This is a genomic window from Streptomyces sp. MNU76 (genome assembly GCF_020982545.1).
In the GTDB taxonomy this organism is placed as follows: domain Bacteria; phylum Actinomycetota; class Actinomycetes; order Streptomycetales; family Streptomycetaceae; genus Streptomyces.
Genome location: NZ_JAJKLK010000003.1, coordinates 35,152 through 55,598, shown reverse-complemented (window position 1 = coordinate 55,598; position 20,447 = coordinate 35,152). Strand labels below are relative to the sequence as shown.

The 20,447-nt window shown below is 70.9% G+C and carries 21 protein-coding genes and 1 pseudogene; 9 read left to right on the top strand and 13 right to left on the bottom strand.

Annotation, left to right across the window (positions count from 1 at the left end; all coding sequences use genetic code 11):
• Positions 1-33: 33 nt before the first annotated feature.
• The 4 genes from E4N62_RS06655 to miaA all read right to left on the bottom strand — a co-directional run bounded on the left by E4N62_RS06655 (position 34) and on the right by miaA (position 5,056).
• On the bottom strand, positions 34-2,196 hold the full coding sequence (locus E4N62_RS06655; protein ID WP_230212759.1) for a bifunctional (p)ppGpp synthetase/guanosine-3',5'-bis(diphosphate) 3'-pyrophosphohydrolase: 2,163 nt from the start codon (positions 2,194-2,196) through the stop codon (positions 34-36).
• A gap of 297 nt (positions 2,197-2,493) precedes the next feature.
• Positions 2,494-3,363 carry a diaminopimelate epimerase gene (gene dapF, locus E4N62_RS06650; protein WP_230212757.1) on the bottom strand — a complete coding sequence of 290 codons (870 nt, stop codon included), beginning with the start codon at positions 3,361-3,363 and terminating at the stop codon, positions 2,494-2,496.
• A gap of 121 nt (positions 3,364-3,484) precedes the next feature.
• Complete coding sequence (locus E4N62_RS06645) at positions 3,485-4,015, bottom strand: hypothetical protein (RefSeq protein WP_374116947.1); 531 nt, start codon at positions 4,013-4,015, stop codon at positions 3,485-3,487.
• 102 nt (positions 4,016-4,117) lie between these two features.
• Entirely contained in the window at positions 4,118-5,056 is a 939-nt protein-coding gene (gene miaA / locus E4N62_RS06640) for a tRNA (adenosine(37)-N6)-dimethylallyltransferase MiaA (protein WP_230212755.1), read from the bottom strand.
• Positions 5,057-5,267: 211 nt separating this feature from the next.
• Here miaA and E4N62_RS06635 point away from each other — a divergent pair, with 211 nt between their 5' ends.
• Positions 5,268-5,525 (top strand): hypothetical protein, encoded by a 258-nt coding sequence (locus E4N62_RS06635; protein WP_230212753.1) that lies wholly within the window; start codon positions 5,268-5,270, stop codon positions 5,523-5,525.
• Positions 5,526-5,548: 23 nt separating this feature from the next.
• Positions 5,549-5,818 carry an antitoxin gene (locus tag E4N62_RS06630; protein ID WP_230212751.1) on the top strand — a complete coding sequence of 90 codons (270 nt, stop codon included), beginning with the start codon at positions 5,549-5,551 and terminating at the stop codon, positions 5,816-5,818.
• A 61-nt stretch (positions 5,819-5,879) separates the two neighbouring features.
• Here E4N62_RS06630 and E4N62_RS06625 read toward each other — a convergent pair whose 3' ends face one another.
• From E4N62_RS06625 to E4N62_RS06600, 6 genes and pseudogenes are all read right to left on the bottom strand, one after another.
• Complete coding sequence (locus tag E4N62_RS06625; protein ID WP_230212748.1) at positions 5,880-6,587, bottom strand: class III extradiol dioxygenase subunit B-like domain-containing protein; 708 nt, start codon at positions 6,585-6,587, stop codon at positions 5,880-5,882.
• Between the two features lie 71 nt (positions 6,588-6,658).
• Positions 6,659-8,155 (bottom strand): tRNA (N6-isopentenyl adenosine(37)-C2)-methylthiotransferase MiaB, encoded by a 1,497-nt coding sequence (miaB, locus tag E4N62_RS06620; protein ID WP_308184938.1) that lies wholly within the window; start codon positions 8,153-8,155, stop codon positions 6,659-6,661.
• A 95-nt stretch (positions 8,156-8,250) separates the two neighbouring features.
• Positions 8,251-8,454, bottom strand: a complete 204-nt coding sequence (locus tag E4N62_RS06615; RefSeq protein ID WP_230212743.1) for a hypothetical protein — start codon at positions 8,452-8,454, stop codon at positions 8,251-8,253.
• A 274-nt stretch (positions 8,455-8,728) separates the two neighbouring features.
• On the bottom strand, positions 8,729-8,896 hold the full coding sequence (locus tag E4N62_RS06610) for a hypothetical protein (RefSeq protein ID WP_230212741.1): 168 nt from the start codon (positions 8,894-8,896) through the stop codon (positions 8,729-8,731).
• Positions 8,897-8,945: 49 nt separating this feature from the next.
• Positions 8,946-9,257 carry a polyketide synthase dehydratase domain-containing protein gene (locus E4N62_RS06605; RefSeq protein ID WP_230214043.1) on the bottom strand — a complete coding sequence of 104 codons (312 nt, stop codon included), beginning with the start codon at positions 9,255-9,257 and terminating at the stop codon, positions 8,946-8,948.
• A gap of 527 nt (positions 9,258-9,784) precedes the next feature.
• Positions 9,785-10,270: pseudogene (locus tag E4N62_RS06600) on the bottom strand (FtsK/SpoIIIE domain-containing protein); the annotation flags it as partial.
• A 991-nt stretch (positions 10,271-11,261) separates the two neighbouring features.
• Here E4N62_RS06600 and E4N62_RS06595 point away from each other — a divergent pair.
• The gene (locus tag E4N62_RS06595; protein WP_230212739.1) at positions 11,262-11,633 is read left to right on the top strand and encodes a hypothetical protein; all 372 of its coding nucleotides are present in this window, start codon (positions 11,262-11,264) and stop codon (positions 11,631-11,633) included.
• Here E4N62_RS06595 and E4N62_RS06590 read toward each other — a convergent pair.
• Entirely contained in the window at positions 11,579-11,974 is a 396-nt protein-coding gene (locus E4N62_RS06590; protein WP_230212736.1) for a MazG nucleotide pyrophosphohydrolase domain-containing protein, read from the bottom strand. The genes E4N62_RS06595 and E4N62_RS06590 overlap by 55 nt on opposite strands.
• A 192-nt stretch (positions 11,975-12,166) precedes the next feature.
• Between E4N62_RS06590 and E4N62_RS06585 the strand changes: the two genes are divergently transcribed.
• The gene (locus E4N62_RS06585) at positions 12,167-13,318 is read left to right on the top strand and encodes a peptidoglycan recognition family protein (protein WP_230212734.1); all 1,152 of its coding nucleotides are present in this window, start codon (positions 12,167-12,169) and stop codon (positions 13,316-13,318) included.
• A 165-nt stretch (positions 13,319-13,483) separates the two neighbouring features.
• Positions 13,484-14,482 (top strand): TAXI family TRAP transporter solute-binding subunit, encoded by a 999-nt coding sequence (locus tag E4N62_RS06580; RefSeq protein ID WP_230212731.1) that lies wholly within the window; start codon positions 13,484-13,486, stop codon positions 14,480-14,482.
• A 45-nt stretch (positions 14,483-14,527) separates the two neighbouring features.
• On the opposite strand, the gene E4N62_RS06575 is transcribed toward E4N62_RS06580, so the two are convergent.
• Together E4N62_RS06575 and E4N62_RS06570 are read right to left on the bottom strand one after the other, a co-directional pair.
• A complete protein-coding gene (locus E4N62_RS06575; RefSeq protein WP_230212729.1) occupies positions 14,528-15,940 on the bottom strand; it encodes a HAMP domain-containing sensor histidine kinase in 1,413 nt (470 codons plus the stop codon).
• Positions 15,941-15,949: 9 nt separating this feature from the next.
• A complete protein-coding gene (locus E4N62_RS06570) occupies positions 15,950-16,636 on the bottom strand; it encodes a response regulator transcription factor (protein ID WP_184900077.1) in 687 nt (228 codons plus the stop codon).
• 319 nt (positions 16,637-16,955) lie between these two features.
• Here E4N62_RS06570 and E4N62_RS06565 point away from each other — a divergent pair, with 319 nt between their 5' ends.
• The 4 genes from E4N62_RS06565 (at position 16,956) to E4N62_RS06550 (ending at position 20,396) form a co-directional block, all read left to right on the top strand.
• Positions 16,956-17,732 carry an amino acid ABC transporter ATP-binding protein gene (locus E4N62_RS06565; protein WP_230212727.1) on the top strand — a complete coding sequence of 259 codons (777 nt, stop codon included), beginning with the start codon at positions 16,956-16,958 and terminating at the stop codon, positions 17,730-17,732.
• Positions 17,733-17,814: 82 nt separating this feature from the next.
• A complete protein-coding gene (locus E4N62_RS06560; protein WP_230212725.1) occupies positions 17,815-18,666 on the top strand; it encodes a glutamate ABC transporter substrate-binding protein in 852 nt (283 codons plus the stop codon).
• Positions 18,667-18,789: 123 nt separating this feature from the next.
• Positions 18,790-19,467 carry an amino acid ABC transporter permease gene (locus E4N62_RS06555; RefSeq protein WP_184900073.1) on the top strand — a complete coding sequence of 226 codons (678 nt, stop codon included), beginning with the start codon at positions 18,790-18,792 and terminating at the stop codon, positions 19,465-19,467.
• The gene (locus E4N62_RS06550; protein ID WP_230212723.1) at positions 19,464-20,396 is read left to right on the top strand and encodes an amino acid ABC transporter permease; all 933 of its coding nucleotides are present in this window, start codon (positions 19,464-19,466) and stop codon (positions 20,394-20,396) included. Before E4N62_RS06555 ends, E4N62_RS06550 begins: the two co-directional genes overlap by 4 nt.
• The last annotated feature ends 51 nt before the right edge of the window (positions 20,397-20,447 follow it).

The following is a 20,447-nucleotide window of genomic DNA, read 5'->3' as shown; positions in this document are numbered from 1 at the left end:
TCCGCCGAGCCGCCCCTGCCTCTCCCGGTCCGCTCAGTACGCGGCCACCGTCTGGTGCTGGGCGCGGCCCACGTCGTACACGCCCGGTACGTTCCGCATGGCGCGCATCAGGGCCGGGAGGTGGGCGGCGTCCGGGAGTTGCAGCGTGTAGGTGTGGCGGACGCGCTGCTGGGTCGGCGGTTCGACGGTGGCGGTGACGATGTCGACGCCTTCGAGGGCGATGGCCTCGGTGAGGTCGGCCAGCAGATGGGGGCGCTGGAACGACTCGGCGACGAGGGTGACCCGGAACTCGGTGGTGTCGCCCCAGCGCACGTCGATCTCGGGGCGCCCCAGCCCCTTCATGCGTGTCACCGCGGCGCATTCGACGCGGTGCACGGTCACCACTCCCCCGCGCACGGCGAACCCGGTGACCTCGTCGGGTGGTACGGGCGTGCAGCAGCGGGCGAGGCGGACGGTCGCCTCGGGCCTGTCGACGACGACCACGGCGCCGACGGTGTCGGAGGTGGCGGCGGGCTCGTCGAGGGCGGGCGCCGCGGGGGTCTCGCCCTTGCGGTCGCCGTCGCGCTCGTCCTGCTCGTCGGTGGCGGGTGACGGGTGGGTGGCGAGCCAGCGCTGGATGGCGATGCGTGCGGCGGGTGTGTGGGCGTGCTCCAGCCACTCCCTGGAGGGCTCGGAGGCCGGGTCCTGGCCCATCAGGAGCTGGACGGTGTCGCCGTCCTTCAGGACCGTGCTGAGCGTCGCCAGACGGCCGTTGACGCGGGCGCCGATACAGGCGTGGGCGTCCTCGCCGTACTGCGCGTACGCCGCGTCCACACAACTGGCGCCCTCGGGGAGCCCCAATGTGCCCCCGTCGGGGCGGAACACGGTGATCTCCCGGTCCTGGGCGAGGTCCTCGCGCAGGGTCGACCAGAACATGTCGGCGTCCGGGGCCGCCTCCTGCCAGTCGAGGAGCCGGGAGAGCCAGCCGGGGCGGGTGGGGTCGACGCGCTCGCCCTCGCCGTCGGCCCGCCGTCCGTCGGGATGTTCCTCGGCGGGGGCGGCGTACGGGTTGCCGAGCGCCACGACGCCGGCCTCGGCGGCCTTGTGCATCTGGTGGGTGCGGATGAGGACTTCGGCGACCTGGCCGTCGCCGCGCGCGACGGCGGTGTGCAGCGACTGGTACAGGTTGAACTTCGGTACGGCGATGAAGTCCTTGAACTCCGAGACCACGGGCGTGAGGCAGGTGTGCAGCTCCCCGAGGACGGCGTAGCAGTCGGCGTCCTCGCCGACGAGGACCAGGATCCGGCCGAAGTCGGTGCCGCGCAGCCGTCCGCGTTTTCGTGAGACGCGGTGCAGGGAGACGAAGTGGCGGGGCCTGATGAGGACTTCGGCCTGGATGCCCGCCTCGCGCAGCACGCCGCGTACCTCGTCGGCGATCTCGGCGAGCGGGTCGCTCTCCTGTGCGGCGTTGTCAGCGATGAGGCCGCGGGTGTGGGCGTACTCCTCGGGGTGGAGGATCGCGAAGACGAGGTCCTCCAGCTCCGTCTTGAGTGCCTGCACGCCGAGTCGTTCGGCGAGGGGGATCAGGACGTCCCGGGTGACCTTGGCGATGCGTTCCTGCTTCTCGGGGCGCATCACGCCGAGGGTGCGCATGTTGTGCAGCCGGTCGGCGAGTTTGATCGACATCACCCGGACGTCGTTGCCGGTGGCGACGAGCATCTTGCGGAAGGTCTCGGGTTCGGCGGCGGCGCCGTAGTCGACCTTCTCCAGCTTGGTGACGCCGTCGACGATGAAGCACACCTCGGCGCCGAACTCCTCCCGCACCTGATCGAGGGTCACATCGGTGTCCTCGACGGTGTCGTGGAGCAGAGAGGCCGTCAGGGTCGTGGTTTCCGCGCCGAGTTCGGCGAGGATCAGCGTCACGGCGAGCGGGTGGGTGATGTACGGCTCACCGCTCTTGCGCATCTGACCGCGGTGCGAGGACTCGGCGAGGACGTACGCCCGGCGCAACGGTTCCAGGTCGGCGTCGGGATGGTGGGCGCGGTGCGCCTCGGCGACATGGCTGATCGCGTCGGGCAACCGGTCGCGGGTCGTCGGGCCCAGGAGTGCGGCGCGGCCCAGACGGCGCAGGTCGATACGAGGTCGGCCCTTCCTGCGGTGCGCTGGTGGCGGCGCAGGGGCGGGCGATACGGCGGGGTTCGTGGCCTCCGCGCTCATGGGCACCTCCGGCTGCGTGGACCGGCGGACGGGTGCCCCAGGGCGTGCGGCGGCTCAGGGGATCGTGTCGTTCCCCCGTCCGTGCCGGTGCTTGATGCTACCGAGCCCATCACGCCCGTCCGACCGCCTCTCGCCGAGCGTGAAACGGATCACCCATTCGAGCGATGGCTCCGAGGTTTGCGTTTTCGGGCCACCCCACCGGGGTGGGCCATGGATTCGCACCCCTGAACACGTGGCGGGCTTGGATCCTTATGGTGTTCGCGTCGCGGGCACCGTCATACCAAGCCCTAGCACACTTCAACGTGCCGCGTTTTCCAGCCAGTTGGCATCGATCTCGCCCTCGGCCACGATCACGGCGGGGCCGGTCATCTCGATCTCGCCGTCGGGCCGTTCGGTGATCACCAGGGTGCCGCCGGGCACGTCGACGGTGTAGGTCGCCGGGGTGCCCGTGACCGCCGGGTCGGCGCCGTCGCGCCGGGCGGTGGCCACGGCGACGGCGCACGCGCCGGTGCCGCAGGAGCGGGTCTCGCCGGAGCCGCGCTCGTGCACCCGCATCGCCACGTGCCCAGGGCCGCGGTCGACGACGAACTCGACGTTCACGCCGTCCGGGTAGGCGGAGGCGGGGCTGAAGGGCGGCGGGGCGTGCAGGTCGCCGGCGTCCGCGAGGTCGCCGACGAACGCCACGGCGTGCGGGTTGCCCATGTTGACGTTGCGCGCGGGCCAGCTGTGCTCGCCGACGCTCACGGTCACGTCCCCCTCGGGGAGGCGGGCGCGGCCCATGCCGACGGTGACGTCACCGTCCTTGTCGATGTGGACCTTCTTCACGCCCCCGCGCGTGGCGACGGTGAGGTCGCCCTCGGTGACGTGCCCGGCGTGCAGGAGATAGCGCGCGAAGACGCGGACGCCGTTTCCGCACATCTCGGCGACCGACCCGTCGCCGTTGCGGTAGTCCATGAACCACTCCGCCTCGGCGGCCAGTTCCTTCGCCTCGGGATGCGCGGCGGAGCGGACGACGTGCAGCACGCCGTCACCACCGATGCCCGCGCGGCGGTCGCACAGGGCGGCGACGGCGGCCGGGGGGAGATCGATGGCGTTCTCGGGGTCCGGGACGATCACGAAGTCGTTCTCGGTCCCGTGACCCTTGAGGAAGGCGATCCGCGTGCTCATTCCTCGATCGTACGGGAGCGCTCCGCTGGGTGGGCCGGCTGGAGGGCTTGCGGTTCGAGGGTCTCGAGCGGGTCGATCGTGGCTGGTCGCGCAGTTCCCCGCGCCCCTGACGGGGCGCTCTCTAACGGAGCCGGGCCACTCGCCAGACGGCCAGGAAGGCCACCGCGGCCACGACCAGGGCGTAGGCGAGGACGAGGCGCCAGTCCGGGCGGCGGCCGGAGCCTCGGGCGGGCAGGCCGGGCCACGTGTAACCGACCCGGCGGGCGGCCATCATGCCCCAGCCGGCCGCGGTGGCGCAGATCAGCAGGCCGAGCATGGCGACCACGGCGCCGCCGTCCCCGAACTCGAAGGCGAGGGGGAAGGCGAACATCAGGGAGCCCACCGCGGCGAGGCCCACGATCGGGGCGAGCTGCCAGAGGCGCAGCCTGCGCTGGGGGCGCAGCTCGACCTCCACCTCCGGACCGGACATCTCGTCCGGTTCCGGTCCGTCGTCGCTGACGCCGTCGGGGGTCTGGTCCTCCGGACCGTCGGGGCTCAGCGGATCACCTTCGGAATCCAGTGCGTACCCCTCGGTAACCAGCTGGTCCGCGTCCTGCGCGGCGCCCTGCTCCGTGCTTTGTGCGGTGTCGCGAGGGCCGGCCTCCATCGCCACGCGCCCTCCCAACTCGGACTCCACTTGGTCGATCGAAGCTCGATGATGGCACGCCCCCGGAGGCCGGGATGACCGCCGGGGCGACCCGATGCCATGACGTGATCAGGCTGTGACCGGTCGTTCGACCAACGCCAGTGCGAGCTGCGGGAGTTCCGTCAGGTCGGCGAGCCCCCCCTTGAGCCAATGCACCCGCGGGTCGCGCCTGAACCATGAATCCTGGCGGCGCGCGAAGCGCTTGGTGGCCCGTACGGTCTCCGCGCGCGCCTCGTCCAGGGTGCACTGCCCGGCGAGTGCCGCGAGGACCTGCTGGTAGCCGAGCGCACGCGACGCCGTACGCCCCTCGCGCAACCCCTGCGCCTCCAGTGCGCTCACTTCTTCGACCAGTCCGGCGTCCCACATGCGGTCGACCCGGCGGGCGATACGCTCGTCGAGTTCGGGCCGCGCCACGTCGACGCCGATCTGGACGGTGTCGTAGACCGCGTCATGGCCCGGCAGGTTCGCCGTGAACGGCTTTCCGGTGATCTCGATCACTTCGAGGGCGCGGACGATGCGGCGGCCGTTGCTGGGCAGGATCGCCTCGGCGGCCTCGGGGTCGGCGGCGGCGAGCCGGGCGTGCAGCGCGCCGGAGCCGCGCAACGTCAGCTCCTCCTCCAGGCGGGCCCGGACCTCGGGGTCGGTGCCGGGGAACTCCAGGTTGTCGACGGCTCCCCGGACGTACAGCCCGGAGCCGCCCACCAGGATCGGCCAGCGGCCGTCGGCGAGCAGGGCGTCGATCCGGGCGCGGGCGAGCCGCTGGTACTCGGCGACGCTGGCGGCGGCCGTCACCTCCCAGATGTCCAGGAGGTGGTGCGGGACTCCGTCGCGCTCCTCGGGGGTCAGCTTGGCGGTGCCGATGTCCATCCCCCGGTAGAGCTGCATGGAGTCGGCGTTCACGACCTCGCCGCCGAGGCGCTGGGCCAGATAGACGCCCAGATCGGACTTGCCGGCCGCGGTCGGTCCGACGACGGCGATGACCCGTGGGGAGGGAACTGCGTTGCTCACCGACCCAGTCTCGCAAATGTCGGGGCCCGTTCTCGAACGAGCTACGTGACGCGGGGGAGCCGGAGTCGTTGCGTGTTGCGTGTTCGCAGCGCCGGTTTCGAGTGCCGGCGACCCGGATGACGCAATCGGACGCTCCGGGAGAGGGCGGGAATTAACCCGCATGATTAGCATTGAGGTTGATATGGGCGTTTTTTCACTGTTCCGTCGTAAGGTGAAGGACACGGAAGAGGCCGCCGTGACGGCGCCCGAGCCGGACGCCGAGACGGAGGCGGAGGAGCCGGAGGAGGCGAAGGGAGCCACTGAGGCCGCCCGACCGGAGGCCGGGAGCACGGCCGAGGCCGAGGCGGTGGGCGACGCGGCCGAGCCGGCGGCGGAGGCCGTCGACACGGCGGACGACGTGGAGATCCCCAAGCAGCAGACGGCCGATCAGGCGGCGGACAACGAGTCCAGTGAGAACGCCCGCAAATGACCGCCCGCGCGGGAAGGTGAATCATGGGCCTGCTGGATAATTTGAAAACCAAACTCTCCCCGGCCAAGGACAAGGTCTCGCACCTCGCTCAGAAGCACGAGGGCAAGATCCACCACGGTCTCGACAGGGCCGCTCACACGGTCGACAGGAAGACCAAGGGCAAGTACAGCAACAAGATCCAGTCGGGCACGGGCAGGGCCAAGCACGCCATGGACCGACTCGCGCACCACGAGGGCGGTCACACGCCCCCGCCTCCGGGCGGCGGCGCCAGTCCCCCGCCTCCGGCTTCCTGAACACGCATCTCGTCGGACGGCCGCGGAGCCTCGTGCTCCCGGCCGTCCGCCGTGTCCGGCTCTACGACCAGGCGGCGACCAGGTAACCCACGCCGTACGGGGCGTCGTCGTAGAGCAGGCTGCCGGCCAGGCCCGCGCCCTCGGCGGCGCCCGCGAGGATCTGCCAGGGGGCCCGCCCGGAGGCCCTCAGCTCGCGGGCCACCCCGGTGTCCAGCGTCTTCAGCGCCTCGACGTCGGCGTCGGCGAGCGCGCGCGCGACCCCCGCGTCGAAGCCGGCCGCGCGCTCGTCCAGGTACCCGGGGGCCTTGAGCGTGCGGCACGCGCTGGCGTCGCCCATCACCAGCAGAGCCACCCGCTCGGCCGCCCCGGCGACCTGTCTTCCTACTTGGGTACACCGCTCGACGGCGGTCGGTTCCGCCACCCCGAGCCCTTCCAGCGGGGCGTCGGCCCAGCCGGTGCGGTCGAGCAGCCAGGCGGCGACGGCGAGCGAGGCGGGCAGCCGGGCCGTCGTGTCGCCGTTCCCCCCGCGCCCGAGGCGGACGTCGAGGTCCACGCCGAAACCCCGGAACGAGCCGCCCGAGCCTTCCGGATACGACGCGTGGCGCCCGGCGGGGCCCACGACCACCAGCCGGTCCGGGCGGGCGGCGGCGAGCACTCCGAGCGCGTCCGCGCACGCGTCCCGCGCCGCGTCCAGCTCGGGCGCGGCCCCGGCGGCCACCTCGGGCACGAGCAGAGGCGGACAGGGGCAGACGGCGGCGGCGACAAGCATGAGACGCAGGGTAACTTCCGCGGCCAGGGGCGCCCCCTTCAGGGGCGCAGGGAACTGCGCGAACAACCCCGCTACTGGGGAACCCCGCACCCACCGGTGGTAGCCGTCGGCAGCGGCTCCGGAGCCCCGATCTTCGGCAGCCCCAGCAGCACCCCGCCCGGCTTCTCCGCCGGAACGGCCTGACGCTTCTCCCAGGCGTCGCCCGACCGGGTCCGCCGTACGTCCAGGACCGCGCCCTCGGCCAGCAGGTGGTGCGGCGCGGCGTACGTGATCTCGACGGTCACCACGTCGCCGGGGCGGACCTCCTGGTCCGGCTTGGTGAAGTGGACCAGGCGGTTGTCGGGGGCGCGGCCGGAGAGCCGGTGCGTGGCGCCGTCCTTGCGGCCCTCGCCCTCGGCGGCCATCAGCTCCAGGGTGCGGCCGACCTGCTTCTTGTTCTCCTCCCAGGAGATCTCCTCCTGGAGGGCGACGAGGCGCTCGTAGCGCTTCTGGACGACCTCCTTGGGGATCTGGCCCTCCATGGTGGCGGCCGGGGTGCCGGGGCGCTTGGAGTACTGGAAGGTGAACGCCTGGGTGAAGCGGGCCTCGCGGACCACGTGCATGGTCTGCTCGAAGTCCTCCTCGGTCTCGCCGGGGAAGCCCACGATGATGTCGGTGGTGATGGCCGCGTGCGGGATGGACGCGCGGACCTTCTCGATGATCCCGAGGTAGCGCTCCTGGCGGTACGAGCGGCGCATGGCCTTGAGAACCGTGTCCGAGCCGGACTGGAGCGGCATGTGCAGCTGCGGCATCACGTTCGGCGTCTCGGCCATGGCCGCGATGACGTCGTCGGTGAAGTCGCGGGGGTGCGGGGAGGTGAAGCGGACGCGCTCCAGGCCCTCGATCCGCCCGCAGGCCCGCAGCAGCTTGCTGAACGCCTCGCGGTCGCCGATGTCTGAGCCGTAGGCGTTCACGTTCTGGCCGAGCAGGGTGATCTCGGCGACGCCCTCGCCGACCAGGGCCTCGATCTCGGCGAGGATGTCGCCGGTGCGGCGGTCCTTCTCCTTGCCGCGCAAGGCCGGGACGATGCAGAAGGTGCAGGTGTTGTTGCAGCCGACGGAGATCGAGACCCAGGCGGCGTAGGCGCTCTCGCGGCGGGTCGGCAGGGTGGAGGGGAATGCCTCCAGGGACTCGGCGATCTCGACCTGGGCCTCGTCCTGGACGCGGGCGCGCTCCAGCAGGACGGGGAGCTTGCCGATGTTGTGCGTGCCGAAGACGACGTCGACCCAGGGCGCCTTCCTGACGATGGTGTCCCGGTCCTTCTGGGCCAGGCAGCCGCCGACGGCGATCTGCATGCCGGGGCGGGCGGTCTTCATCGGGGCGAGGCGGCCGAGGTTGCCGTAGAGGCGGTTGTCGGCGTTCTCCCGTACGGCGCAGGTGTTGAAGACCACGACGTCGGCGTTGCCCTCCCCCGCGTCCTCGGGCGCGCGGACGTATCCGGCCTCCTCCAGCAGACCGGACAGGCGTTCGGAGTCATGGACGTTCATCTGACATCCATAAGTACGCACTTCGTATGTCTTGACGCCCACTGCCTGACTCCGGTCGCTGCTGTTGGTCACTCCGTAAGCCTAAGGCAGCGCCCGGGGAGCCCTCGTCCCCAGGCACCGCCGTCTCGTGGCCACGCTCAGCCCGTCGTGTCGTTCCCGTCGAGGACTGTCTCCGGGATCTGCACGTTGATCAGTTCGCCGGTGCGCTGGTCGACGGTGAGGCCCCGGCCGGGCTTGCGGCCGCGCAGGTGGGCGTGGGCGAGGCGGGCCCCGACGAAGTCGCCCTCCAGGAGGCTCTGCGGGCCGAGGAGGACACCCCTTGCGGTGCCGTGTCCGAGCACTGAGCCAGCCCATGACACCGGTCATGGTCTCTGCGGTGGCCGCGACGACGATGCCGATGCCGTGGTCCCGGCCGGACTGGGCCAGGGAGCGCAGGTTCTGGGTCGATGTCCGGCAGGACGAACAGGTCGGCGTCGTCCACCATGACCACCCGGGGTCCGCCGTCGGCCTCCAAGGCCTCGGTGAACTCCTCGACCGTGGGTTCGGTCGCGGTGATCAGCCGTACGCCGGGGTGGGTGCCCAGCGTCCGCAGGGGCGACTCGCGCGGGGCGAGGATCACCAGGCGGGTGCCGGAGGCCAGCAGGGAGACGGCCAGGGAGCGGCCAGGGTCGTGTTGCGGCCCGAGCCGGGCGGGCCGACGACCGAGAAGGCGGGCGAGGTCTCCGCGAAGTCGACGCCGACCGGGGAGACGTCGTCGCCGCCGAGACCCAGCAGGCCCCACATCGGCCGAGCTCCTCCCGCACCTTCTCGTGGGCGTCGGTGAACGTGACCTTCACCGGCAGGGTGCCGATGCGGACGAGGCGTCCTCGGCGCGGGGGTGGACGCTGGCGCGCCGGGCGCCCGAGGCGTCCGGCGCGCCGACGGAGAGCTGGAGGACCACCGCGCCCCGCGCGGGGATCACCAGCGGGGCCTCCAGGGTGAGTTCCTCGACCTGACCGCAGCCGACCTGGTCACCCGCCCGTACCGCCAGTTCGAGCAGAGCGGTGGCCTGGAGGAGGGCGGTGGCCGGGAGGAGGGCGGTGCCGTAGACGCCGTGGTCGGCCAGCCACGGGTGGGTGCGTACCGACAGCCGGCTGGTGAACAGGACCCCGTCGGTGTCGGCGAGCGGGACGGCCGCGCCCAGCAGCGGGTGGTCGGCCGGGAGGAGCCCGGCGGGTGGCGTCGGCGCCGATCCGACGCAGTGCCTCGGCCTGCTCCTGGCCGGAGGCGCCGGGGGCGAGCAGGGCGCCCTGGATCTCGGTGCCGCCGTCGGAGGTGAAGCCGCGGCCGGGCAGGACCATGTCGGGGATGTCGCGGGGCCGCTTGCCGACGGCGTGGTAGTCGGTGCGGTCGTTCAGCCGCAGCAGCAGTTTGTTGTCGTTGAGGGTGGTCGCCCGGCCGGACAGCAGGGCGCGTTCGGATGTGGCGACGAGGTGGATGCCCGCCGCGGCCCCTTCCCGCAGGAGACGGTTGACCTGTTCGACCAGGCGTCCGCCGTTGTGGTCGGCGACGGCCTCGATCAGGGCGTAGCCGTCGATGAACAGCATGACGTGGGCCGGACGGTCCCCGGGCGGCGACCAGTTCACGCAGTTCGGTCAGATTGCCGGCGTGGTGCCGGGTGAGCAGTTCCTGACGGCGCTCCAGATCCGTGTCGAGCCTGGCGAACAGCCGCTCCAGACGCTCGATGTCACCAGGGGGGACCGCGGCTCCGGTGTTCGGGAGCACGCCCAGCGCGGTGAGCGCGCCACCGGCGAAGTCGATGCCGTAGTGGTGGACGTCGGCGCTGGAGTGGGCGCGGGCCAGGGCTCCGGCCATGGTGCGCAGCACCTGGGAGCGCCCGGAGCGCGGGACACCGACGACGTACAGGTGTCCGAATTCGGCGAGGTCCAGCAGGGCCGGCAGCTGCGCCTGGGCCTCGGGGACGTCCGACAGGGCCCAGGAGACCGGGGCCAGATGGGCGCCGCCGGGCTCGTCCGGCTGGGGCAGGTCGTCGATCAGCACATGCCGGCCGAGCGCGGGCAGCCAGGGGCTGGGCTGTGGCACGCAATCGGCGAGCCGAGCCGCCTCGGACAGGGCCTCCACCAGGGCGTTGAGGTCGGTGGGGGCTTCATCGGCCATCGGGTCCGCCGGGTCCGTGTCCTGCTGCCCCTCAGGAGTTCCGGGCCGGGCGACGGCTCGGCCGAGGCGCTGCCAGTGGAGCGCGGCGCCCCAGATCCGGGCCTCCTCGGCGGCCTGCCGCTCCTCGCGGGCCCGGGTCTCGGCGGACGGTTCGGCGACGGGCCTGAGGGTGCCGGCGTACGCGGTCTGGAAAGGGACGACGGTGCCGTGGCCGAGCCGGGCCAGGGCGCGGCCGGGGGTCGCCGGGGAGATGCTGACGGCGTCCTTGGTGTCGATGACGTCCATGCTCTCCGAGGAGTCGGTGACCCGGAGAGCGATGCGCAGGTTGGTGTTGGCCCGGATGTCGGAGTTGACGACTCCGGCGGGGCGCTGGGTGGCCAGGATCAGATGGATGCCGAGGGAACGGCCGCGCTGGGCGATGCCGACCAGGCCGGGACGAAGTCGGGGATCCCCCGGACGAGGGTGGCGAACTCGTCGATGACGATCACAGTCGGGGCAGGGGCGCCAGTTCGGGGCTCCGGCGGCGCATGCCCTGGTACTCGGGCAGATCCTTGGCTCCCGCCTCGGCCAGGATGTGCTCGCGGCGGGTGAGTTCGGCGGACAGCGAGGTGAGCGCGCGCTGCGCACGAGGTGGCTGTCGAGGTCGGTGACCATGCCGAGGGTGTGGGACAGGTCGACGCAGTCCTTCAAGGCGCTGCCGCCCATGCAGTCGACGAGGACGAAGTGACTGCGAGGAGGACGTGGCACTGGAGAAGGGTGCCCGCCCGGTGTTCGACGACTGTCTCTCCCGGGAGGTGAAGAACCCGTCCCTGCCGACCGGCGCCGAACAGGCCCTGCCGGCGGCCGGGGCCCGGAGGCGGCCGGGGCCGGGACCGGCCCGCGCAAGACCGAGGCTCCTGCCGAGGACACCCTGGACGACCTGCTTGACGCGCTCCAGGGCCTCGCGGGTCTGGAGCGCGTCAAACGCGATGTCTCGTCCCTGGTCAAACTCATGCAGATGGTCCGCCGCCGCGAGGTGATGGGCCTGGCCCCGCCACCGCTCAGCCGCCACCTCGTCTTCACCGGCAACCCGGGCACCGGCAGGACCACCATCGCCCGCATGTACGGCCGGATCCTCGCCGCCGTCGGACTGCTGGAGCGCGGCCACCTGGTCGAGGCGGACCGCTCCGCCCTGGTGGGCGAGCACGTCGGCCACACCGGGCCGAGGACCACCCGCGTCAGGCCGCTTCCGACCATCCGCACGGCCGTCTCCCAGCGTCCGGCGGCCGTGTCCGAGCATCACCGGCCGGGGTCGTCCGGCCGGCGGGCTCAGCCGGCCCAGCCCTGCTTCCGCAGCACCGAGGACACGTCGGGCGCCTGGTAGTGGTCCCCCTTGAGCACCTTGCCGTCGGCCCGGCGGGCGACCCGACCGTCGGGGCCCAGCTTGGTCATGTTCGAGCGGTGGATCTCGGCGATCACCTCGTCCAGGTCGATGCCGTGGACGAGGGCGGTGCCGTACGCCACGTACACCACGTCGGCCAGTTCGTGGGCCAGCCGGTCGAGCGGCCCGTCGACCGCCACCTCGGCGACCTCGGCGGCCTCCTCGGCCAACAACTCCCCCCGGTGGGCGGCCAACTCGGGCGAGACCTCGGCGGGGGCGGTACGGGCGTCGAGACCGAAGGCCCGGTGGAACTCACGGACCAGTCGAGCGGGAGAGGAACTCATCCGCCGACCCTACCGATCGCCCGCCCCGCACCGACAGTTCTGTCCGACTCCTACGGTCATGACGCCCAAGTCCCTTTGTTTGATGGATCTTTGACGTTACGTCAGCACAGGGGGCGGTGGCGGAACGGGTGACTCCACTCCGTACCCTCCGTTGTGTCTTCACGTACCACCCCGAGCGATTGAGGACCCATCGTGAGCGTTCCCCCCACTTCCTCCAGCCACCGGGCCAGGTCCCGGGTGACCCGCCGTACGGTGATCGGCGTGGTCGGCACGGTCGCGGCCGGCGCCGTGATCACGCCGACCGTGATGGCCACGACCGGCGACTCCGGCGGCGCGGACACCGGAGCGGACACCGGAGCGGAGGACACCAAGGCCGGCACCACGACCGAGACCTTCCCGAAGACCCGCAGCGAGGCCGCCACCGGCGAGGCGCCCGTCGAGGCGGCCTTTCCCATCGGCTACGTGGGCGTGCGCTGGGGCGGCACCGACGACACCACCGGCGGCGGCATCCGGCTGACGGAGGCCGACGGCGGGCAGGGCGCGTGGCGCTCGCTCGGCGACGGCGGCTGCTCGGTCGCCAACGGCGGCGGTGTGCTGATCGCGGCCGGCCAGGCCGCCGGATACGAGCTGAGAGCCCCCGACGGCGCCACGGGCCTGCGCTCGCTCGCGCTCGACACCCTGCACGGCCCGGACCGCAAGGTCGCCGTGCCGTCCGACCCCACCCGCGTCCGGGGCGTGCAGTACCTCACGCGGGCCGCCTGGGGCGCCGACGAGTCGCTGCGGTTCAAGGCGGACGGCACGGAGAACTCACCCACCGCGTTCTACCCGTTCCAGACGATCACCGTGCACCACACGGCCATGGCCAACGACGACCCGGACCCTGCCGCCACGGTCCGCGCGATCTACCAGCTGCACGCCGTCACCAACGACTGGGGCGACATCGGCTACCACTTCCTCATCGACGAGGAGGGCCGCATCTACGAGGGCCGCTACTCCGGCGACGACGGACTGCCCGCACACGACGCCGACGGCAAGGTGGTGACCGCCTTCCACGTCGGCGGCTTCAACTCCGGCAACCTCGGCATCGCCCTGCTGGGCACCCTCACCGAGCAGGGCCCCAAGGAGGCCGCCCGCGCCGCGCTGACCCGCCTCGTGAAGGTCCTGGTCCGCCACCACGGCGTCGACCCGCAGGCCCGCGTGACCTACACCAACCCGGTCAACGGCACCCAGAAGGAGGTCGCGGAGATCAGCGGCCACCGGGACTGGATGGCGACGGAGTGCCCGGGCGAGGTGATGTACGGAGAGCTGGAGCGCCTGCGCACGGCGGTGGCAACAGGCCGATGAAAGCACAGGGGGCGCAGCCCCTGTGCTTTCATCGGGCGCGGGGAACTGCGCGAGAAGCCCCACGCGCCCGCGCCCGAAGACAGGGTCAGCGCCGAGGTCACGAGCTAGCACCGGATGGGTCCGACCCTGGCCTGCCCGCCCGGTGACCTGGCAGGATCTCGTCGCATGGTCCAGGTACTCCCACGCATCGGCAGGCGGCACGCGCTGCTGGGCTCGGTGGCTTCGTTGGTGGTCCTCGGACTGCTCGCGTGGTGGCTGTGGCCGCGCGAGGAACCCCCGAGCGGGACGATCACGGTGACCACGGGAGCCGAGCGGGGCGTCTACCAGGAGTACGGCAGCCGACTGCGGCACGCGATCGCCGGGGACATGCCGGGGCTGCGGGTCCAGCTCATGTCGAGCAACGGTTCCCAGACGAACGTCCGCCGGGTCGCCACCGGGCAGGCCGACTTCGCCATCGCCGCGGCCGACGCCGTCCAGACGTACATCGACGAGGACCAGCCCGGCGCCGACAAGCTGCGCGGGGTGGCACGGCTGTACGACGACTACGTGCAGCTGGTGGTCCCGGCCGACTCGACCATCCAGAACGTGTCGGAGCTGAAGGGCAAGCGGGTCGCCGTGGGTCCCGAGGGCTCCGGCGTACGGCTGATCGCCGAACGTCTGCTGAAGGCGGACGGGCTGGACATCGACAAGGACATAGACGCGCGGCGCGACACGATCGGCACCAGCCCGGACGCCCTGCGCACCGGGAAGATCGAGGCGTTCTTCTGGTCGGGCGGCCTGCCCACGAAGGGGCTGACGGACCTCGTGGAGAAGGAGAAGTACGACTTCCGGTTCGTCCCTATCCGCAGCGACCTGGTGACCGAGCTGCACGACCAGGGCGGCGTCTTCAGCCACTACCGGACGTCCGTGATGCCCGCCGACGCCTACCCGACCATCCTCCCGGACTCCGTGCCCACCCTCACCGTGGCGAACCTGCTCATCACCCGCGCCGACATGGACCCCCGTCTCACCGAGTGGCTGACCCGCGTCGTCCTGAAGAGCCGGGACAACATCGGCCAGCACGTCCACGCGGCCCAGGTGGTGGATCTGCGCACCGCGATCTACACCGACCCCCTACGACTGCACCAGGGCGCGAGAGCGTACTACCGCTCGGTGAAGCCGTAGCCCTCCGGGGGTCCGACCTGCCTGCCTCCGTTCCTGCCCGGTCTCTCAGGCCGGCGGGCGCGACCGGGGCACCGTCACCGTGACCCGCAGCCCGTGCGGCTCGTGGTGGGCGTAGGCGATGGAGCCACCGCCCGCCGCGATCAGCGCCCGGGAGATGGAGAGCCCGAGGCCCGATCCCTTGATGTTCTGGTGCGCGGTGCTGCGCCAGAAACGGTCGCCGACGCGTTCCAGTTCCTCGTCGCTGAGGCCGGGCCCGCCGTCGGTGACCACGACCGTGGACGTCTCGCCGTTGGAGGCGACCCGGACCTCGACCCGCTCCCCGGCGGGCGTGAACTTCAGCGCGTTGTCGATCACCGCGTCCAGGGCGCTGGACAGGGCGATGGGATCGGCCCAGGCGGTGGTGGCCGGGCAGGTGCCGACCAACGACACCCCCTTGTCGTCGGCCAGCGGCGACCAGGACGCGACACGCTCGGCGGTCAGCTCACCCACGTCGATGAGCCGCAGATCGGAATCCGCGTGCTCGGCGAGCGCCAGGTCGAGCAGATCGTCGAGGACCGAGGCGAGCCGTTTGCCCTCGGTGCGGACGGAGGCGATCTCCTCGTTGCCCTCGGGCAGTTCGAGCGCGAGCAGGTCGATGCGGAGCAGCAACGCGGCCAGCGGGTTGCGGAGTTGGTGCGAGGCGTCGGCGACGAAGGCGCGCTGTTGCTCCAACACGTCCTCGACGTTGTCGGCCATCTCGTTGAACGACCGTGCCAGGCGCCGGAGTTCGGGCGGCCCGCTGGCCACCGCGACCCGTGACTTGAGACGCCCGGAGGCTATGGCGTGGGTGGTGACGTCGAGGACGCGTACGGGCTTGAGCACCCAGCCCGTCAGCCGCAGCGCGGCGCCGACGGCGAGGAGCATCGCGGCGATCTCGCCCGCGCCGATGATCAGCCAGCCGCGCAGGATCTTGGAGCGCATCTGATCGGTGGGCGAGTCGGTGACGACGGCCGCGACGACGTCACCGTCGTGGATGACAGGGGACGCGACGACGAGCCGGCCCTCCTGCCAGGGCCACACCTGTTGCGGGTCGTGCGGGCGGCGCCCCAGCAGCGCCTCCTCGAAGGCGGCAAGCCCCTCCCCGTCGGCGGGCCGGCCCCACTCCACGGGGGCGTTGGCCATGGCCGGCTGGCTCTTCTCCCGGTAGAAGACGCCGGCCTTGATGCCGTACACGCGGTAGTACTGCTCCAACTCCCGCTGGAGGGTCTCGCCGCGGCCGTCCGTGGTGTCCACCCGGGATCCGCTCGGGCGCTCGGTGACGAACTGGGCGAGGGCCGCGAACCGCGCCGTGTCGTCGATGCGGTCGACGACCACCTCCTGCTGCCGCGCCGCCGCGAGGCTCACCGCCAGCGGAATGCCGAGGGCCAGCAGCACGGCGGCCATCAGGACGATGAGCAGCGGAAGAAGACGAGTGCGCACGCGGGCACGCTACGGCGTCGGGGCGACCAGCCGGTAGCCGACCCCGCGCACCGTCTCGATGAGGGCAGGCATCCGCAGCTTGGACCGCAGGGAGGCGACATGCACTTCGAGGGTGCGGCCGGTCCCTTCCCAACTGGTCCGCCACACCTCGCTGATGATCTGTTCCCGGCGGAAGACGACCCCGGGCCGCTGGGCCAGCAGCGCGAGCAGATCGAACTCCTTGCGGGTCAGCTGCACGACCGAGCCGTCCACGCTGACCTGCCGGGTGGGCAGCTCGATGAGCACGGACCCGAGCCGCAGCCCGCTGTCGCCGGACGACGCGGCCTCGTCGGGGGCCCGGCGGCGGGCGACGGCGTGGATCCGGGCGAGCAACTCGCCGGTGTCGTACGGCTTGACCACGTAGTCGTCGGCGCCGAGGTTGAGGCCGTGGATCCGGGACCGTACGTCGGAGCGGGCCGTCACCATGATCACCGGCGTGCTGGTGCGCTTGCGGATCTTGCCGCAGACCTCGTAGCCGTCCTGGTCGGGCAGGCCGAGGTCGAGCAGGACGACCCCGAAGCCGTTGCCCTCGGGGACCAGGGCCTGGAGCGCCTCCTCGCCGCTGCGGGCGTGCGTGACGTCGAAGCCGTGCCGGGCCAGGACCGCGGACAGGGCGGCGGCGACGTGGTTGTCGTCCTCGACGAGGAGCAGCCTCATTCCGGCCCCTTTCCTGTTCGGTGGGTCATGCGTTTCGGTCATGTGTGCGTCTCGGCTGGCACACATTACGCGCACGCGCATCCCGGGCACGCGCGTATCGGCTTCCTGGCAGTCACACTGATGGGTGAGGACGCCGTCAAGGCCGGAGGGGTTCCGCGCGGGTTCCGTTATCCAGCCGAAACGCCCCGCTCGGGCTCGTCACGTGCAGTGTCCGTCCGGCTACCAGATCGTTATGCTCAATTCTCGCTCAGATGTAATGACGCTGGTCGTCGCCGGTCACTACTGTCCTCCGAAACCGAGGAAGACGGAGCCCAAAGCGATGACCGAAGTTTCGGTGGTCAAGGACGCGGTGCCCGCGGCCGACGACCTGGTCGTCCTGAAGAGCGTCAACAAGCACTTCGGCGCGTTGCACGTACTCCAGGACATCGATCTGACGATCACCAGGGGCGAGGTCGTCGTGGTGATCGGACCCTCCGGGTCCGGCAAGTCCACCCTGTGCCGCACCATCAACCGGCTGGAGTCGATCGACTCCGGCGACATCACGATCGACGGCAAGCCGCTGCCCGCGGAGGGCAAGGCGCTCGCCCGCCTTCGGGCGGACGTCGGCATGGTGTTCCAGTCGTTCAATCTCTTCGCGCACAAGACCGTGCTCGAGAACGTGATGCTGGGACAGCTCAAGGTCCGCAAGACCGACAGGAAGCAGGCCGAGGAGAAGGCGCGGAACCTGCTCGACCGGGTCGGCGTGGGAACCCAGGCCGACAAGTACCCCGCGCAGCTCTCGGGTGGTCAGCAGCAGCGCGTCGCGATCGCACGGGCGCTCGCCATGGACCCCAAGGTCATGCTCTTCGACGAGCCGACCTCGGCGCTCGACCCCGAGATGATCAACGAGGTCCTGGAGGTCATGCAGCAGCTGGCCCGGGACGGCATGACGATGGTCGTGGTCACCCACGAGATGGGCTTCGCCCGTTCAGCCGCCAACCGGGTGGTGTTCATGGCGGACGGCCGCATCGTCGAAGAGGCTGTGCCGGACCAGTTCTTCAGCAACCCCCGCAGCGACCGGGCCAAGGACTTCCTGTCGAAGATCCTGCACCACTGACGGCCCTGCCGACGTCCCTTCCGGCCCCCGGCACCCGCACCATGACGGTCCGCATCTCTTCACCACAAAAAGGATGTTCACCATGAAGTTCCGCAAGGCCTCCGCCGCTGCAGCCACCGCCCTCGTCCTCGCCCTGACGGCCACGGCCTGCGGCGGCGACGACAGCAACGGCAACGACAACGGCTCCGACTCCGGTTCCAGCGGCGGCGGCAAGATCAAGATCGGCATCAAGTACGACCAGCCGGGCCTCGGTCTGAAGAACCCCGACGGTTCCTTCTCCGGCTTCGACGTCGACGTGGCGACGTACGTGGCCAAGGAGCTCGGCTACGACGCCAAGCAGATCGAGTTCGTCGAGACCAAGAGCGCCGACCGTGAGAACGCGCTGGCCCGCGGCGACGTGAAGTTCATCGCGGCCACGTACTCGATCAACGACGAGCGCAAGAAGCTCGTCGACTTCGCCGGCCCGTACCTGCTGGCCCACCAGGACCTGCTGGTCAAGGCCGACTCGGACATCAGCAAGGGTACGGACCTCAACGGCAAGACCCTCTGCTCGGTGACTGGTTCCACCTCGGCGGAGAACGTCAAGAAGGACATCGCTCCGAAGGCCCAGCTGAAGGAGTACGGCGGCTACTCGGAGTGCATCGCCGGCCTGCAGAGCGGCGCCGTGGACGCGGTCACCACCGACGACTCGATCCTCGCGGGCTTCGCCGCGCAGGAGAACTACAAGGGTCAGTTCAAGCTCGCGGGCCTGAAGCTCAGCAATGAGAACTACGGCATCGGCGTCAAGAAGGGCGACACGGCGACCGTGGACAAGATCAACGCCGCCCTCGAGAAGATGGTCAGCGACGGTGCCTGGGAGACCGCGGTCAAGGAGAACTTCGGCCCGGCCGAGTACAAGAACGAGCCCGCCCCGAAGATCGGCGTCATCGCCTAGTCAGCGAATATCCGCCACCAGCGCGGTTCTCGTTGTCGCGCCGCCGCCCGCCGCAAGGCGCGGTAAGGGCGGCGGCGCTCTGCGCCTGCCACGTATGCCACACACCCGGAAGCGCGGGAGACAGTGTTCGACTTCCTTTCGACTTACAACGACCCAACCTTCTTGGGTGCGTTCTGGATGACGGTCAAGCTCACCGTCTTCTCAGCCATCGGCTCCCTGATCTGGGGAACCCTGCTGGCCGCCATGCGCGTCAGCCCCGTGCCCCTCATGCGCGGCTTCGGCACCGTCTATGTGAACGTCGTGCGGAACATCCCGCTGACCGTCATCATCGTCTTCACCTCGCTCGGCCTCGCCGACATCTTCCGGGTGACGATGGGCGCGGGCAACGACGTCAAACTCACGGCGTTCCGACTCGCCGTTCTCGGTTTCGTGGCCTATACCGCGGCATTCGTCTGCGAGGCGCTGCGCTCCGGCATCAACACCGTGCCCGTCGGTCAGGCCGAGGCGGCACGCGCCATCGGACTGAGCTTCACCCAGGTCCTCGGCCTCATCGTGCTGCCGCAGGCGTTCCGGGCCGTCATCGGACCGCTGGCCAACGTGCTGATCGCGCTGACCAAGAACACGACCGTGGCCGCGGCGATCGGTGTGTGGGAGGCCGCCTACCTCATGAAGGGCATGATCGAGAAGGAGGCGCAGACCCTGCTCATCGGCGCGATCTTCGCCTTCGGATTCGTGGTTCTGACCCTTCCCACCGGCCTGATCCTGGGCTGGCTGAGCAAGCGACTGGCGGTGAAGCGATGAGTTCCGTTCTGTACGACGCCCCCGGCCCCCGGGCCAAACGGCGCAACGTGATCCTCACGGTGGTCTTCGTCGTCCTGCTGGCCCTCCTCGCGTGGTGGCTCTGGGGAGCGCTGGACAGCAGGAACCAGCTGGAGTGGAAGCTCTGGAAGCCGTTCTTCACCTCCGAGGCCTGGACGACGTATCTGCTGCCCGGTCTCGTCAACACGCTCAAGGCCATGGCGCTCTCCATCGTGATCGCCCTGCCACTGGGTGCGCTCTTCGGCATCGCGCGCCTCTCCGACCACCTGTGGGTCCGCATCCCGGCCGGTGCGGTGGTCGAGTTCTTCCGGGCCATCCCGGTCCTGCTGCTGATGCTGTTCGCCAACGAGGTCATCGCCCGCTCGATGAACGTCACCACCGAGCAACGGCAGCTCTGGGCGGTCGTCACCGGTCTGGTGCTGTACAACGCCTCGGTCCTCGCTGAGGTCGTGCGCGCCGGTATCCTCGCCCTCCCCAAGGGCCAGACGGAGGCCGCCCAGGCGATCGGCCTGCGCAAGGGCCAGACGATGTCCTTCATCCTGCTGCCGCAGGCCGTCACGGTGATGCTGCCGGCCATCGTCAGCCAGCTCGTGGTCATCGTGAAGGACACCGCGCTCGGCGGCGTGATGATCGGGTTCACCGAACTGCTCAGCGGACGCGCGACGCTGGCGGCGGTGTACGCCAACGTCGTGCCCAGCTTCGTCGTCGTCGCGATCGTCTACATCGTCCTGAACTTCATCATCACCAGCTTCGCGAGCTGGCTGGAGCAGCGGCTGCGGCGGGGCAAGAAGTCGACCGGGGTGGTGCTGGGCCCGGCGGCGATCGAGGGCACCGCGGCGACCGGCGCGGGCGCAGGCGTCGGCATGGGCGGTGTCGCCGGCGGCGACGGCGACGGCGAAGCAGGCACCTGACAGGTGATCAGGTGACATCCGCCCAGGATGTCCCCCGATTCGCTCCCCGGA

Bases quoted from the DNA above. Each gene is read 5' to 3' on its own strand.
- E4N62_RS06565 (WP_230212727.1), top strand. From the start codon at position 16,956: ATGACCGAAGTTTCGGTGGTCAAGGACGCGGTGCCCGCGGCCGACGAC.
- E4N62_RS06590 (WP_230212736.1), bottom strand. From the start codon at position 11,974: ATGAGTTCCTCTCCCGCTCGACTGGTCCGTGAGTTCCACCGGGCCTTC.
- E4N62_RS06570 (WP_184900077.1), bottom strand. From the start codon at position 16,636: ATGAGGCTGCTCCTCGTCGAGGACGACAACCACGTCGCCGCCGCCCTG.
- E4N62_RS06595 (WP_230212739.1), top strand. From the start codon at position 11,262: ATGCAGATGGTCCGCCGCCGCGAGGTGATGGGCCTGGCCCCGCCACCG.
- E4N62_RS06560 (WP_230212725.1), top strand. From the start codon at position 17,815: ATGAAGTTCCGCAAGGCCTCCGCCGCTGCAGCCACCGCCCTCGTCCTC.
- E4N62_RS06580 (WP_230212731.1), top strand. From the start codon at position 13,484: ATGGTCCAGGTACTCCCACGCATCGGCAGGCGGCACGCGCTGCTGGGC.
- E4N62_RS06625 (WP_230212748.1), bottom strand. From the start codon at position 6,587: ATGCTTGTCGCCGCCGCCGTCTGCCCCTGTCCGCCTCTGCTCGTGCCC.
- E4N62_RS06550 (WP_230212723.1), top strand. From the start codon at position 19,464: ATGAGTTCCGTTCTGTACGACGCCCCCGGCCCCCGGGCCAAACGGCGC.
- E4N62_RS06630 (WP_230212751.1), top strand. From the start codon at position 5,549: ATGGGCCTGCTGGATAATTTGAAAACCAAACTCTCCCCGGCCAAGGAC.
- E4N62_RS06610 (WP_230212741.1), bottom strand. From the start codon at position 8,896: ATGTGGGGCCTGCTGGGTCTCGGCGGCGACGACGTCTCCCCGGTCGGC.
- E4N62_RS06655 (WP_230212759.1), bottom strand. From the start codon at position 2,196: ATGAGCGCGGAGGCCACGAACCCCGCCGTATCGCCCGCCCCTGCGCCG.
- dapF (WP_230212757.1), bottom strand. From the start codon at position 3,363: ATGAGCACGCGGATCGCCTTCCTCAAGGGTCACGGGACCGAGAACGAC.